This is a genomic window from Snodgrassella sp. W8132 (genome assembly GCF_016100865.1).
GTDB lineage: Bacteria > Pseudomonadota > Gammaproteobacteria > Burkholderiales > Neisseriaceae > Snodgrassella > Snodgrassella alvi.
Window position 1 is genome coordinate 688,216 of sequence record NZ_JACFRQ010000001.1, and the last position, 13,031, is coordinate 701,246.

A 13,031-nucleotide genomic window follows, 5' to 3' on the forward strand; every position below is an offset into this window, starting at 1 on the left:
TTTATATTATTTATTCAGACTTTTCTTAATTTCTATAGCCAGCTGCGAATTCCACATAGCACCAGTAGCACTCATCACAGCATCAGCTCCGGCGGCACGGTAAGCCTGATAATGTTCAGTACAGCTTACACCGCCAACACCAATAATCGCAAAATGGTTTTGCAGACGGGCTCTTAATCTGGCCAGACGTTCTACCATTTCTAATCCAGCCCAGCGGATGGCATCACCACAAACACCACCGGTAGGCCGGTCTGTGCCTAAAGCAGGTTTACCATCTGCATCAACCGGTCTGGCTGATAACGTATTTATAGTACTGTAGCCGTCAATTACTCCGTCCAGCTTACTTAATAAGGGGAAGATAGCATTATCATCTGCAAAATACGCCAGTTTCAGAAACAAAGGTTTATCCGGCACAGCATTTTTAATTTCTTTAGCTATCCGCTCCACTTTCTCAAAATCAAAGCACAATAATTTATTTACCCCTTCATTCGGACAGCTTAAATTGGCTTCCAGTATCGGTGCCTTTGTTTCATTTACCAGAACGGCCGTTCGGGCATAATCTTTTTCTATACTGGATTCATTACCTGGTGTTCCCTGAAAGCTGCCGATAACATATTGACCTTTCTGCGCAGCCTGAATTGCTTCTGCCATATCAGCCTGCCAGATATCGGGATTATAAGAAGGTACGCCAAAAGAATTTGTTATAGATAAAGGCTGAGTGTACTGATTATCAGCAAGAACAGTATCCACATTAGCAGAAAGCTTACCGGCAGGATGAATAGATAGTACATTAGGCAACGGGTGACTGGCCTGAGCTCGGCTTCGGACAGTTTTATAAACACATAAATCAAAACCATGCTTAAATGCAGCCCGAATAAAATTTGCATTTAACAAAGGACCGGCAGGAATACCAAAAGGTAAATTAACCTCCATATTCAGAAAACGCTCAGGCTGGCTTTGAATATCAGCAGATACATTTAAATTTCTGAAATCACCGAAAGGCCCTTGATGATAATTATCTTCATAGCTTAATAAAGGGTTATAAAACGGAGTCGGGCTATTTTGCATTGTTATTCCTGTTAGTTTAAATTATTTTCTGTGGCATATTGAGTAAATATTTAATACGCACACTTATCCATTGCCTGCCTGAAAATATATATAATTCGCTGGCGCAAAAAAAGCTACAGGTAATTTGTAGCTTTTTTCAATTGTCTCAAAAACTCAGATTTTGTTTGATAACTTGTAGTGTACACCGCGTTTTAAAACAAAATATTGTTTTAAATTAATTTAACTCGGATGTGCAGTTCGGGCAGCGTTTTGCCTGAATCGGAATATCAGTACAGCATTGCGGGCACTGTTTTGTAGTAGCTTTCGGGGCAGGACTTTTATGCAGTTTATCGATTCCTTTGACAACCAAAAAAATCGCAAATCCAATGATTACTAAACTAATAACAGTATTGATGAATAAACCAATATTGAGTGTTACCGCACCAGCAGCCTGTGCCGCCCCCAATGTTTCATACGGGCCCGGATATTTAGAGCCACTGCGTAAAGTAATAAATAAATTGGAAAAATCTACCCCGCCAATCAGCAGACCAATTGGTGGCATAATGACATTATCTACCAGTGATTTCACCATATTAGTAAAAGCAGTACCCACTACCATACCGACAGCCAGATCAATGACATTGCCTCGTAATAAAAAAGCTTTAAACTGTTCAATAAATTTCATGTTTGCCTCCATAGTTGGCCTGAAAATCAAGTATTTGGCTTTTTCATAGTAGCGCGATAAAGCAGGCAGTCATACCAGAGCTAAGTTATTCAATGTAAAAATAATAAAAGAAATAACTTAATTAAGAATAAATTAAGTTGGCTAAAGAGAATAGAATAATTAAAACAGATGGCTTCAACTTAAATTTGTCAATCTGGTTACTTTATATACAGTTTGCTAACCAGATTAGTAGCATAATAAAGTAAGTCAGATTTTGTTTATTAGCTTGGCTTAATTGTCAGATTTCTTAATATCTGAATATTTAAGTTCAATAATAGAATATTCGCACATATCCATATAATGCATACAATGGTCTATCGCTTCATCCATGACTTTTCTGTCAGTTGCATGCGTTGCCTTCATAAATGCCCGGAAATTTTTCTTTTCCATTTTATGCAGAGCAGATGCATTACAGATATTTAATTCCTGACAATAATCATGCTGTACCTGCTGTTTAATAAATTGTTTTACTGCTTTTTTCTGTTTCTGAGAACCATCGTAATCCATCGGATGAATAAATTCAGCCTGTACCAGTGCTGAATATAATAAAATTAAAAAAAGTATGGTTTTCTTCATTATATTTTTGAATTTTATACACGAATGAATTGTCGGGATGAGAGGAGTTACATCTGGCATCAGCTCTGTTGCCATTATAAATAGAAATAATAGAATTATTCGAAATTATTATTAATAAATAGACTTTAGTGATTCAAAGCTTACATTACAAAAGCCAAACCCGAAAAAAGTTTGGCTTTGCATATACTGAGTTTTATATCAAAACGGCTGATACATAATATTTTATATACTCTAAATTAAGTTTGTATTAATAAAACTATTTACAATTTAGCTGTGATGAGTACTTACCAGATCTTCCGGTACTCCCAGAGCATTGATACTGTAACCGCCATCAACATATGTGATTTCGCCTGTGATACCTGAAGCCAGATCTGATAACAGGAAAGCAGCAGTATTTCCAACTTCATCAATAGTGATATTACGACGAATAGGATTTTGTGCAGATACATGTGCCAGCAAACGGCCGAAATTGGCAATGCCTGAAGCAGCAAGAGTTTTAATCGGGCCTGCTGAAATACCATTGCATCGAATTCCTTCCTCTCCGAGGCAGGCTGCTGTGAAGCGGATACCTGCTTCCAATGATGCTTTAGCCATACCCATTACATTATAGTTAGGTATGGCACGTACTGCACCAAGATAGGTCAGGGCAAGAATAGAGCTGTTATGGCCACTCATTAACGGACGGGCAGCTTTAGCCAGTGCAGGCAAGCTATAAGCAGACACTTCATGAGCCGTCATAAATGCTTCGCGTGTAATACTATCCAGAAAATCCCCGTTTAAGGCTTCTTTTGGTGCAAAAGCAATAGCATGTACCAGACCGTCAAGCTGTGACCAGCTTTTCCCTAAATCAGAAAACAACTGGCTGATTTCATCATCACTTTGTACATCACAGCGATATACCAGTTCTGAACCCAGTTCGGCAGCCATTTTGCGTACCCGGTCTTCTAGTTTGTCTACAACATAGGTGAAAGCCAGTTCTGCTCCCTGTTCACGACAGGCTTTGGCAATGCCATAGGCAATAGAGCGTTCAGAAATCATACCGGTGATGAGGATTTTTTTGCCTTGCAAAAAGCCCATAATTATTATCCTTGAACGTGATTTGTGTTTAGCTTAAAGGTCGCATTATAACTAATATTTACTTTTACGCGAAATATAGCGCTAGAGTAGAAACTTTAAAACCGGCTGATGTGATGACATTCAGCCGGTCAGTTTATAACAATAAAAAATTATTCAGTTAATCCGGATAAATAATGGTCTGCATCCAGTGCAGCCTGACAGCCTGATGCTGCGCTGGTAATGGCCTGACGGTATATGTGGTCTTTCACATCTCCTGCGGCAAATACGCCGGGAATGTTTGTTGCGCCGACGTTGCCATCATTACCACCTTTGGTAATGAGATAACCTGTTGCATCCATATCCAGCTGGCCTTTGAAAATTTCGGTGTTGGGCTGATGGCCAATAGCAATGAATATGCCGGTTACTGCCAGAATTTCACTTTCATTATCGGCATAATTGATGCGTACTGAGTTTACTCCTTTGTTATCACCAAGAATTTCATCAACGGTAGCATTAAGTTTAAGAATGATTTTGCCTTCTTTTACCCGCTCCAGTAATCTGTCAATCATGATTTTTTCAGCACGAAAGTTGTCACGACGATGTATCAGGGTAACGGTACGTGCGATATTTGCCAGATACAAAGCTTCTTCAATCGCAGTATTACCTCCGCCGACAACAGCTATATCCTGATCTTTGTAGAAAAAGCCGTCACAGGTGGCACACGCGGAAACGCCTCTGCCAGCAAAAGTTTCTTCACTGGGTAATCCCAGGTACTTGGCAGAAGCACCTGTTGCAATGATTAATGCATCACAGCTATAACTTCCTATATCACCAATAAGAGTAAACGGGCGCTGCTGTAAATTCACCTGATTGATATGGTCAAAAATCATATTGGTACCAAAGCGTTCGGCATGTTCCAAAAAACGCTGCATCAATTCAGGACCTTGCACACCATTGACATCAGCCGGCCAGTTATCCACTTCGGTTGTTGTCATCAACTGACCACCCTGTGCCATACCGGTAATCAGTGTAGGTTTCAAACCTGCACGGGCTGCATAAACTGCAGCTGTATAACCGGCTGGTCCGGAACCAAGGATAATTAATCGGCTGTGTGTGAGTTCGCTCATGACATTTCCTTATTATGTGGGCAATCCTAAGTAGGATAAATGGAGGTAACTGTACCACAATATCAAAAAAGAATTAAATTCTCCAATTTCGATTTAATAGAGTAGTTATTGGTTATCTGCACGCCTGAACAAAGTTAGTGATGATTGTCAGCAATACCATCCAGATGATATTGTTTGCCACAATAGGGGCATTCAATACTACTGTTAGATTGAATGGGTAAAAATACCCGGGGATGGCCATTCCATGTTTCATGTTCCGGGCCGGTACATATCAATGGTAAATCATGTGTTGTAATGGTTGTAACTGATTGGGCAGTATTACTCATAATTATTTCCCTTGGTTGAGCTGAGAGCTAATCATACAAAACAGGCCTGATTACAGCAAATAATGTTGTAATCAGGCCTTTTATTCAGATAATTAAATGATATAAGTCAGCCAGGATTCATATTTGGTATTTTTGCCATGAACAATGTCAAAATATCGCTGCTGAATCTCTGTAGTCAACGTACCGCGGGAGCCACAACCAATTACGCGACCGTCAACTTCACGGATAGGTGTGACTTCAGCTGCCGTGCCTGTAAAGAATACTTCGTCTGCGCAATAAACTTCATCACGGGTAATATGCTTTTCAGTAACGGTTAAATTCATATCAGCTGCGATAGCCATTACTGTACGCCGAGTAATCCCATCTAAAGCTGCATCCAGAGCCGGTGTGTAAAGTTTGCCATCATTGACAATAAATATGTTTTCCCCGGATCCTTCAGCAACAAAACCGTTTGAATCCAGCATAATGGCTTCATCATAGCCATTACGGGTAGCTTCGGTATTAGCCATAATAGAATTCATGTAGTTGCCATTGGCTTTGGCTTTAATCATGGTGATATTGGGGTGATGACGGGTGAACGAGCTGATTTGCACGCGAATACCCTTTTGCATACCTTCTTCGCCAAGATAGGCTCCCCATGGCCAGGCAGCTACAATTACCTGTACATCATTTTGATCTGGAGCTACGCCCAGTTTGTTTGAACCATAAAAAGCCATAGGTCGAAAATAGCAGGAAGCCAGTTTGTTGGCTTTAACTACTTCAATGTGAGCCTGATTGATTTCTTCCATTGTGAATGGCAGATGCATGCCAGTAATTTTGGCGGAGTTAAACAGACGTTTAGTATGATCCTGTAAACGGAAAATGGCTGTTCCGTTTTGCGTTTCATAAGCACGTACGCCTTCGAAAACCCCCATACCATAATGCAATGTATGAGTTAAAACATGAGTTTGAGCATTTCTCCACTCAACAAGATTACCATTAAACCAGATAAAACCGTCTTGGTCGGCCATAGACATAATAAAACTTCTCCAAAATAAGACATTAAGCTGCGGTGGCCGGAACCCTGTGTTGCAATGGATAGGGCAATGCAGGATTGATGACTAGGCAGTACAAAAAATAATGGTAACAACAGCTGTTGGACTTATCTTTAGCCGATAGCCGCTGTTACTTTATATAAAAGTAAATATTATCACTGCCTGTTTTGCTTGCCAATGCTGAAAGCAGGGGGCAGTTTTTGCTAAAAAGGCGTGAAATCGTTTAAACTGTGTTGCTTCCTCAATAATCCGGCTTGTATCTGACGTCTGATTAAATCTTCAGAAAACAGTACAGTGTAAGGTGAATAAGTATGAAAATTATTTATGCATTAATAAAAATAGTGGTGTTGCTGATATTGTTGCTGCTTGCTGTAAGCAATACACAAATGACTGCATTCAATTATTTACCCGGACAAACTGTCAATTTGCCATTAATTGTCCTGTTACTGATATTTTTTATTATTGGTGCTGTTTTTGGTGTGTTTGCCATGTTTGGGCGGTTATTACGTCTGCGCAGTCAGGTCAATCAGTTACAGGCTAAGCTCGATAAACAAATTAAGGCAGCCGCTCAGACAGTACATACTGAAAATCTTGCCACTACTGCTACTCAGTCACAATCCGGTAATTCTGATCAGAAGAAAGTAAATAATTAATATGGATAGTAATGATTTCTGGATGTGGTTGGCACCGGTTATTTTGTTACCTGTATTTTTTGCTATGGGCTGGTTTGCTGCCCGGGTAGATATGCGGGCTGTGCTGAAACAGGCGAAAGCCATTCCGGAAGGATTTTATAAAAGTCTGGATGCTCTGGCTGAGAATAAAAGTGCGGTTGCAGTACGTGAACTGGCTGAGGTTGTCGATCAGCAAAATGATGCCCGTCAAAGCACGTATGAGCTGCATCTGACATTAGGGAAGTTGTACCGTCAGCGTGGTGAAAATGATAAGGCCATCGCTTTACATCAGAAGTTACTGGAGCTGCCGGAAACTATCGCAGAACGTCGTGATATTGTCGCTTTCGAGCTTGGACAGGATTATCAGGCCGCCGGTCTGGTAGACCGTGCCGAGCAGATTCTGGTTGGTTTGCTTGATGGCAGTAAAGCCAGACAGGCACGGCAGATATTGCTGAATATTTATCAGCAGGATCGGGACTGGGAAAAAGCCATTAAGCTGGCAGAAGAACTCAGTACCGGAGACCAGACTTATCAATTTGAAATTGCTCAGTTTTATTGTGAGCTAGCTCAGCTGGCTTTGTATCAGTCTGAGTACAATAAAGCACGTGAGTATATTTTTCAGGCTCTGGCAGTCAATCGCAAATGCAGCCGGGCTAATATGATTCTGGGTGATGTTGAACTGAAACAACAAAATTTTCAGGCTGCTGTAGATGCTTATAGCGCTATTGAAAAACAGAATTATGAATATCTCAGTCTGGTAGGTGAGCGTTTATATGATGCCTATGATGGAATGAATAAAGCCGCAGACGGTCTGGAAGTTTTAATTGGTTTTGCCCAAACGTTTCCGCAGCTGGATTTATCTGGTGTGATATATGAAAAGTCCTTACCTGTATATGGTGAAGACCGAGCTACCGAAATTGTTATTGATCTTGTGCGGCGTAAGCCTACTCTGACCGGAACTTACCGTTTACTTGGCGTTTTACAAAATACTATCAGTTCGAAGTGGAAAGCCGAAGTTGATATGATGCGTTCAGTAGTGGGCATGCAGATGCAAAAATCTGTGATGTACCGTTGCCGCCATTGTCATTTTAAATCTCAGGTATTCTTCTGGCATTGTCCGGCTTGTAATAAATGGGAAACATTTACGCCAAATCGTATTGATGTGTAGAGTTGGCTGATAAGTCTTATCAGTTGCTGAATATTTGGTCTGATATACAGAAATTCTGCGCACAATCAGTTACAGATGATTTTTTATAATCATAAATGACTTTTAAAAATAATATGATATTAAATTAGAGATTGATATCATAATTAAATTATTTCTATGAATAAGTCTTTAACAATATACATATATGTATATTGTTAAAGACAATATTGAATGATGACTTTCGGAATATGAATCCATTGATGCTTGATACTACTTTAATGAATCAGAAAGCTAAACCTGTTATTGTGGCACTGGATTTTGCCAATGCTGAAACAACGCTGGATTTTGTTCGTCAGTTGGACCCGGATTTGTGCCAGCTTAAAATAGGTAAAGAACTATTTACTGCTACTGGCCGTTATCTGGTTGAGCAGCTTGTATTACAAGGCTATCGGATTTTTCTTGATTTAAAATACCATGATATTCCCAATACTGTAGCGTCTGCCTGTAAAGTGGCTGCTGATATGGGAGTGTGGATGGTAGATATGCATGCATCTGGCGGCCGAAGAATGATGGAAGCTGCTGCTGAAGCTGTTAGTAATTGCAGCCAGCCGCCATTATTAATTGCAGTAACGGTATTAACCAGTATGACTCAGAATGAACTGGCAGAAACCGGTATAAACTCATCTATAGATGAAACAGTTATTCGTCTGGCTGAATTAACCCGGCAATCCGGTCTTGATGGCGTGGTTTGTTCTGCTCAGGAAGCATCTTTATTACGCGGACAGCTCGGGCAGGATTTTTTACTGGTTACGCCCGGTATCAGATTACAAAATTCAATTACGGATGATCAGCGGCGCATTATGACTCCAAAAGCAGCTTTAGCAGCAGGCAGCAGCTATCTGGTAATGGGCAGACCGGTAACGCAAAGCCAGAACCCGATTGAGCTATTACAACAAATTAATAACGGTCTGATTTAAGTAAAAAAATTTTGATAAAAAATAGCTGCTAACACATATACAGTTAGCAGCTATTTTATTGGTTGTATAAATTGGATTATCCGGTTAGCTGTTTGCTAATCAGTTTTTTCACCGGAGGCAGATTATTGCTGATACGCAAAACCAGTGAGCGCATCAGTCGGGCAGGGTGGCTGTCGTTAGTAAATAAAGACACCATAGCGTTAGTTCCGTGATACAGAATCCGGGTATGAGGCATATGCTGTCTCTGGTATTGAGCCAGTAATGTCTGGCTACCAATATCTTTTCCTTTAGATACGGCTTCGTTAATCAGTTTGGACAATATGCCTACTCCGCTTAGTCCAAGATTAAAACCATGAGCTGTTACTGGGTGCATACCAACTGCCACATCTCCAATAAGCGCACTGCGCTGAGCATAAAATGCATTGGCATGAACGCCGACAAGCGGGTAATGATGAACAGTGCTAACCAAATGCATCTCACCTAGTTTACCTTTGAGCTGTTGGGTAATATCAGCCGCCAATTCAGCGGGAGACATGGCCAGAATGTCACCTGCATGTTCATTATTAATAGTAACAACACAATTAGTGAGATTTTCTTCAAGTGGCAGTAGCGCAAGAGTACGCCCGTAATGGAAACACTCCAGTGCAGTATGCTGATTACTCAATGTATGCTTCATTCGGAAAACAATTACTGTACGCCCGAAATCGTGAATCTGAGCCGAAACACCCAACTGGCGGCGTGTATTGGAAAAACGGCTATCGGCAGCAACAAGTAGTTTCCCTTTGATTAGCCGGCCATCATCCAGCTTGGCTTCAATTTGATTTGCATGATCATTTTTTACATCAATAATACTATGGCCAGTAATTATATTTACATTATTAAAGGCCTTGACTGCTTCGTATGCAGCACGCCGGATATTATGATTACTGATTAAAAAACCCAGTGTATTGGCCGGTTTGCCGCGAGCCATTGTTGGCTGTTCAAAATGGAGCTGATAGTTAGAATAGCCGTTAATTACTTTAGCATCGCGCAAAGGATAAATCTCATCTGGTGCAATTTTGTCCCACATATCCAACTGCTGCATTAATTCTTTTGAATAATGTGTCAGAGCAATTTCCCTGCCATCAAAAGGCGGGTGCGCCAGTACAGCCATTTCTTGTTTTTCAACTACAGTAATTGAAAGTCCTGATGGAGCTAAAGCGCGTGCCAGACTTAAACCAGCAGGTCCGGCTCCGACGATAATGACATCAGTTTCTTTATCTGAGTGTGAAGACACATTATTTGCTGCCATAAAATCCATTCCTGAATGAATATATTCAATACAGCGTTAGAATAACTGAAAATGAGCTTGAATCCTATATCCGTTTGAAAGAAAGTTAATAAACGTCAAGCTTAACCCTTAAATTATTGCTCTGTTAAAATCATGGTAATAGGATTTATATATGAATGATTATACAAATGGTTAAAAACTCATTTCAGGATCAATTGCAGCAACTGGGTAAACAGGCTAAAGCGAAACGTCTGGCAGAAGAGCAGCAGGCAAAAGAAGTACAAAAGCGCCAGACAGATGTCAATTTTGCTGAAGCGATCGGAAAAGATATTACGCCATTAAAGGCAAGAAATCAGTTTCAGCATCCGCGTGATACCAGCCCGATTAAATTGCGAACCCGTCAGGAAGAATCAACAGACGAAAGCAGCTATTTTTATGTTGGTGAAAATCAGAATGATACTGCACCGCCAGTGTTCAGTAAAAATGGTCGCGGTACGGCTGATATTAAGCGCTTGCAGGCGAAGCAATGGCCTATCGTAGCTTATGTAGATTTACATGGCTATCGTCAGGATGAAGCCCAGGAAGTACTGAATGAATTTATAGATTATATTCAGCAATATGGAGTAGTAGGTGAAATAGTCCATGGCAGCGGACTGGGATCAAAGGATTATCAGCCTGTATTGAAAACACTTGTACGCCGCTGGTTAATGGCACACCCCGAAGTGCTGGCTTATGCCCAGCCAAATGAGCGTAATGATGGTGCAGTATATGTGCTGGTTAAAAAGAAGCATCGTGCGTTTGAACGGGAATAAATTTGTGTTTAATTACCTGTTTTAACCAATCAGCATAAAGTAAAAGTGAAAATCAACAGAATCAGGTTAAACCGGATATTAGTATTGAATTATTATCATCGCAAGTATCTGATTTTTTTGTTTGATTTGTAATTAAAAAATTAGGTTATGTTTTTTAGTATGAAAATCTGTATTGGTAATTTTCAAATTTGGTCTCGGCAAGATGATAAATAGTAGCCTGACCAAATGGATTCAGTATATGCGGCAAAAAATGCCAACACAGGCATCATTATTTTCGTCTCCATGGTTTAAACCATTTGCACGCTGGTTTGACAGGCCATACTACTGGCAGCTCAATCGAGAACGTGCTGCCTCTGCTGTAGCTGTTGGCATGTTTTGTGGTCTCATGCCCGGACCTACCCAAATGCTTACCGCTCTGATAGTGGCTTATGTGGTACGCACACATTTACCCGTGGCACTTTTAACTACACTGTATACGAATCCGCTAACTTATATACCCTTATATTACTGTGCTTATCAGATTGGTGAGGGCTTATTATATGGTCAGTGGGGCAAAGCCATGCCTGAACTGCCAGAGTTTAAATTAGGTCATCTCGGGACTGAATTATGGCAATGGTTGATTCAGTTTGGTAAGCCTTTACTTTTGGGTGTGCCAGTATTGGGCATGATACTCGCAACCCTCGGATATATTGTGGTCTGGAATGGCTGGCAGTGGTTTGCCCGCAGACAGGTGACCACCATTCAGAAATAAAGACATGCAAAGATCATTAACGGATAACGAGTTGAGGTTGGTCAGAAAGTTTCTGGGTAATGCAGCAGACTGGACAAAAGTGCAGATAGTATGTGATGCATGGTGGCTAGTACATCCGCATGCTGCCATAACGTGCGGAAATCATATTATTTTTCCGGCGGCATATTATGTTGATGATTTTACTCAGTTAGATTTGAGTATGCAAGGCTGGCTGATGCATGAGCTTATGCATGTCTGGCAAAGCCAGCATGGTTTTCCAATTTTATTTGCCGGAGTTTGTCTTGCACTTAAAGCAGGCTACTATCAGGCTCGTGCCTACCGGTATCCACCGCCAGAAACAATTATCAGCCTTAATCAGCTGAATATGGAGCAACAGGCGAATATAGTACAGCATTATTTTCTGGCATTGAGCGGTGATAAACGGTATCAGCACTCTCTGGTAGATTTTCGTCGCTTGCTTAAACCGCTTATCAGACATCCGGATAATCGTAGTCTGTTACCGCATTATTAACAGCCGGCTTTGGCCGGTTATTTTAGATAACTCTTAACTGTTATAATCCACACTTGTTTTATTGCCGGAGTGATACATGTCTGTATTTGAAGCAGCAGCGCAGCAACTGCAAACTGTACGTGATTTTTTACGCTTTACTGTGAGTCAGTTTCAAGAGGCAGAATTATTTTTTGGTCATGGAAATGATAATGCCTATGATGAAGCTGCCTACCTGATTTTACATACCTTACATTTGCCACTGGACACATTAGAGCCGTTTCTTGATGCCCGTTTGCTCGACACAGAAAAGTCACTGCTGTTACAGCTTGTTCAACGCCGTACCAGTGAACGCATACCAGTGGCTTATCTTACCCATCAGGCATGGCAGGGAGCGTATGAATTTTATGTTGATGAAAGAGTAATTGTGCCGCGTTCATTTATTTATGAGCTTTTAGGTGCACCGCTTCATCCATGGATTGAATATGATGAGCTGGTACACAGAGCACTGGACTTATGCACGGGCAGCGGTGCACTGGCTATTCAGATGGCACACATTTATCCGGATGCGATGATTGATGCTGTAGATATCAGTCTTGATGCGCTTGAAGTAGCAGGTATGAATATTGAAGACTATGGATTAGAAGATCGAATCAATCTGATTCATACCGACCTGTTTACCGGTATTGATACAACTTATGATTTAATCGTGTCAAATCCGCCCTATGTAGATGCCGAATCAGTCGCACAATTGCCAGAAGAATATCTGCATGAGCCAGAGCTGGCATTAGGCAGTGGGATTGATGGTCTGGATGCTACTCGGCAGATTATTCAGCAGGCTGCCAGATATCTTAACCCCAAAGGGGTATTGCTGGTTGAAATCGGGCATAATCGCGAAGTACTGGAGCAGGCATTTCCGGAATTACCATTTACCTGGATGCCTACTAGTGGCGGAGATGGGTTTGTCTTTTTGCTGACACGCGAACAATTATTAGGTGAAGCGTAGATTAACTGTGATATATCTGG

At 40.9% G+C, this 13,031-nt stretch carries 15 protein-coding genes; 7 read left to right on the forward strand and 8 right to left on the reverse strand.

Annotated elements, in window-relative coordinates:
- Positions 1 to 6: 6 nt before the first annotated feature.
- The 7 genes from H3U82_RS03030 to H3U82_RS03060 form a co-directional block, all read right to left on the reverse strand.
- On the reverse strand, positions 7 to 1,068 hold the full coding sequence (locus tag H3U82_RS03030; protein WP_198209138.1) for a hypothetical protein: 1,062 nt from the start codon (positions 1,066 to 1,068) through the stop codon (positions 7 to 9).
- Positions 1,069 to 1,282: 214 nt separating this feature from the next.
- Positions 1,283 to 1,732 carry a large conductance mechanosensitive channel protein MscL gene (gene mscL / locus H3U82_RS03035; protein ID WP_025330856.1) on the reverse strand — a complete coding sequence of 150 codons (450 nt, stop codon included), beginning with the start codon at positions 1,730 to 1,732 and terminating at the stop codon, positions 1,283 to 1,285.
- Between the two features lie 270 nt (positions 1,733 to 2,002).
- Entirely contained in the window at positions 2,003 to 2,347 is a 345-nt protein-coding gene (locus tag H3U82_RS03040) for a hypothetical protein (protein ID WP_198209140.1), read from the reverse strand.
- Positions 2,348 to 2,614: 267 nt separating this feature from the next.
- Positions 2,615 to 3,424, reverse strand: a complete 810-nt coding sequence (gene fabI / locus H3U82_RS03045) for an enoyl-ACP reductase FabI (RefSeq protein WP_078475778.1) — start codon at positions 3,422 to 3,424, stop codon at positions 2,615 to 2,617.
- Between the two features lie 149 nt (positions 3,425 to 3,573).
- Positions 3,574 to 4,530 (reverse strand): thioredoxin-disulfide reductase, encoded by a 957-nt coding sequence (gene trxB / locus H3U82_RS03050; protein WP_198209143.1) that lies wholly within the window; start codon positions 4,528 to 4,530, stop codon positions 3,574 to 3,576.
- Between the two features lie 134 nt (positions 4,531 to 4,664).
- On the reverse strand, positions 4,665 to 4,856 hold the full coding sequence (locus H3U82_RS03055) for a zinc-finger domain-containing protein (protein ID WP_174830200.1): 192 nt from the start codon (positions 4,854 to 4,856) through the stop codon (positions 4,665 to 4,667).
- Between the two features lie 92 nt (positions 4,857 to 4,948).
- Positions 4,949 to 5,872 carry a branched-chain amino acid transaminase gene (locus tag H3U82_RS03060; RefSeq protein ID WP_041879414.1) on the reverse strand — a complete coding sequence of 308 codons (924 nt, stop codon included), beginning with the start codon at positions 5,870 to 5,872 and terminating at the stop codon, positions 4,949 to 4,951.
- Between the two features lie 329 nt (positions 5,873 to 6,201).
- Between H3U82_RS03060 and H3U82_RS03065 the strand changes: the two genes are divergently transcribed.
- From H3U82_RS03065 to pyrF, 3 genes are all read left to right on the forward strand, one after another.
- Complete coding sequence (locus H3U82_RS03065) at positions 6,202 to 6,543, forward strand: lipopolysaccharide assembly LapA domain-containing protein (RefSeq protein WP_084586363.1); 342 nt, start codon at positions 6,202 to 6,204, stop codon at positions 6,541 to 6,543.
- A 1-nt stretch (position 6,544) separates the two neighbouring features.
- Complete coding sequence (gene lapB, locus H3U82_RS03070) at positions 6,545 to 7,729, forward strand: lipopolysaccharide assembly protein LapB (protein ID WP_084551214.1); 1,185 nt, start codon at positions 6,545 to 6,547, stop codon at positions 7,727 to 7,729.
- A 227-nt stretch (positions 7,730 to 7,956) separates the two neighbouring features.
- A complete protein-coding gene (gene pyrF, locus H3U82_RS03075) occupies positions 7,957 to 8,685 on the forward strand; it encodes an orotidine-5'-phosphate decarboxylase (protein WP_198209146.1) in 729 nt (242 codons plus the stop codon).
- A gap of 76 nt (positions 8,686 to 8,761) precedes the next feature.
- Here pyrF and ubiM read toward each other — a convergent pair whose 3' ends face one another.
- Positions 8,762 to 9,976 (reverse strand): 5-demethoxyubiquinol-8 5-hydroxylase UbiM, encoded by a 1,215-nt coding sequence (gene ubiM, locus H3U82_RS03080; protein ID WP_198209148.1) that lies wholly within the window; start codon positions 9,974 to 9,976, stop codon positions 8,762 to 8,764.
- Positions 9,977 to 10,143: 167 nt separating this feature from the next.
- Between ubiM and H3U82_RS03085 the strand changes: the two genes are divergently transcribed.
- The 4 genes from H3U82_RS03085 to prmB all read left to right on the forward strand — a co-directional run bounded on the left by H3U82_RS03085 (position 10,144) and on the right by prmB (position 13,011).
- The gene (locus H3U82_RS03085; RefSeq protein ID WP_084547799.1) at positions 10,144 to 10,767 is read left to right on the forward strand and encodes a Smr/MutS family protein; all 624 of its coding nucleotides are present in this window, start codon (positions 10,144 to 10,146) and stop codon (positions 10,765 to 10,767) included.
- A gap of 238 nt (positions 10,768 to 11,005) precedes the next feature.
- Entirely contained in the window at positions 11,006 to 11,518 is a 513-nt protein-coding gene (locus H3U82_RS03090) for a DUF2062 domain-containing protein (protein ID WP_198209150.1), read from the forward strand.
- Positions 11,519 to 11,522: 4 nt separating this feature from the next.
- Positions 11,523 to 12,029 carry a type IV secretion protein Rhs gene (locus tag H3U82_RS03095; RefSeq protein WP_144235722.1) on the forward strand — a complete coding sequence of 169 codons (507 nt, stop codon included), beginning with the start codon at positions 11,523 to 11,525 and terminating at the stop codon, positions 12,027 to 12,029.
- Positions 12,030 to 12,105: 76 nt separating this feature from the next.
- Positions 12,106 to 13,011: a 50S ribosomal protein L3 N(5)-glutamine methyltransferase gene (gene prmB, locus H3U82_RS03100; RefSeq protein ID WP_198190040.1), complete on the forward strand. Its 906-nt coding sequence runs from the start codon at positions 12,106 to 12,108 to the stop codon at positions 13,009 to 13,011.
- The last annotated feature ends 20 nt before the right edge of the window (positions 13,012 to 13,031 follow it).

Excerpts from the sequence above, each read along its gene's own strand:
- trxB (WP_198209143.1), bottom strand. The coding sequence starts at position 4,530 with ATGAGCGAACTCACACACAGCCGATTAATTATCCTTGGTTCCGGACCA.
- prmB (WP_198190040.1), top strand. The coding sequence starts at position 12,106 with ATGTCTGTATTTGAAGCAGCAGCGCAGCAACTGCAAACTGTACGTGAT.
- H3U82_RS03030 (WP_198209138.1), bottom strand. The coding sequence starts at position 1,068 with ATGCAAAATAGCCCGACTCCGTTTTATAACCCTTTATTAAGCTATGAA.
- H3U82_RS03040 (WP_198209140.1), bottom strand. The coding sequence starts at position 2,347 with ATGAAGAAAACCATACTTTTTTTAATTTTATTATATTCAGCACTGGTA.
- H3U82_RS03085 (WP_084547799.1), top strand. The coding sequence starts at position 10,144 with ATGGTTAAAAACTCATTTCAGGATCAATTGCAGCAACTGGGTAAACAG.
- pyrF (WP_198209146.1), top strand. The coding sequence starts at position 7,957 with ATGAATCCATTGATGCTTGATACTACTTTAATGAATCAGAAAGCTAAA.
- lapB (WP_084551214.1), top strand. The coding sequence starts at position 6,545 with ATGGATAGTAATGATTTCTGGATGTGGTTGGCACCGGTTATTTTGTTA.
- fabI (WP_078475778.1), bottom strand. The coding sequence starts at position 3,424 with ATGGGCTTTTTGCAAGGCAAAAAAATCCTCATCACCGGTATGATTTCT.
- mscL (WP_025330856.1), bottom strand. The coding sequence starts at position 1,732 with ATGAAATTTATTGAACAGTTTAAAGCTTTTTTATTACGAGGCAATGTC.
- ubiM (WP_198209148.1), bottom strand. The coding sequence starts at position 9,976 with ATGGCAGCAAATAATGTGTCTTCACACTCAGATAAAGAAACTGATGTC.
- H3U82_RS03055 (WP_174830200.1), bottom strand. The coding sequence starts at position 4,856 with ATGAGTAATACTGCCCAATCAGTTACAACCATTACAACACATGATTTA.
- H3U82_RS03065 (WP_084586363.1), top strand. The coding sequence starts at position 6,202 with ATGAAAATTATTTATGCATTAATAAAAATAGTGGTGTTGCTGATATTG.
- H3U82_RS03095 (WP_144235722.1), top strand. The coding sequence starts at position 11,523 with ATGCAAAGATCATTAACGGATAACGAGTTGAGGTTGGTCAGAAAGTTT.
- H3U82_RS03060 (WP_041879414.1), bottom strand. The coding sequence starts at position 5,872 with ATGTCTATGGCCGACCAAGACGGTTTTATCTGGTTTAATGGTAATCTT.
- H3U82_RS03090 (WP_198209150.1), top strand. The coding sequence starts at position 11,006 with ATGCGGCAAAAAATGCCAACACAGGCATCATTATTTTCGTCTCCATGG.